The sequence below is a fragment of the Roseateles sp. P5_B10 genome (assembly GCF_056400485.1).
The window spans coordinates 1-506 of record NZ_JBFULE010001801.1; the positions used below are offsets into that span (position 1 = coordinate 1).

General features: G+C 60.9%; 1 protein-coding gene. It reads right to left on the bottom strand.

The window, feature by feature from the left end; genetic code table 11:
- The coding region (locus AC1DU6_RS35985) for a methyl-accepting chemotaxis protein (protein WP_477863468.1) at window positions 1-367 on the bottom strand (367 nt) is incomplete at its 3' end.
- Window positions 368-506: the final 139 nt, after the last annotated feature.

Below are 506 nucleotides of genomic sequence, written 5' to 3' on the forward strand. Positions count from 1 at the left end.
GATCGACCATGCGTTCGCCGCGCGAGCGCTCGGTCATCTTTTCGATCGACGACCTCAGGCTGCCGGTGCGGGCGGTGAGTTGCGAGTCCAGATCGCGCGCGATGGTTTCGACCTGCTGGCCGACAGTGCGCACTTCCTGTGCCACGACGGCGAAGCCCGCGCCCTGCGCGCCGGCGCGCGAGCTTTCGATCAGCGCGTTCAGCGCCAGCATCTTCATCTGGTTGGTGATGTGCTGGATCGACCTGGTCTTTTCGCAGGCGATCTCGTTGACCTCGGCGGTCAACCGCCCGATCAGCGCGGAGATATCGGAGCTGTCGTCGGCCTCTTCAGTCGCATTGGCATGCGCAGTATTGCTGCTGCGGTTCATCGCCAAAACCATCGTCGCATCCCCGTTGAGACAGCAATCAGTTACCTTTAGTTTTTATCGCCCAGTCATGGTTAATCGTGGCTTAATTTTCCGTGTGCCGGGTTCCGCCGACTTGCACGAATAAGCGGCAGGAGTGCGC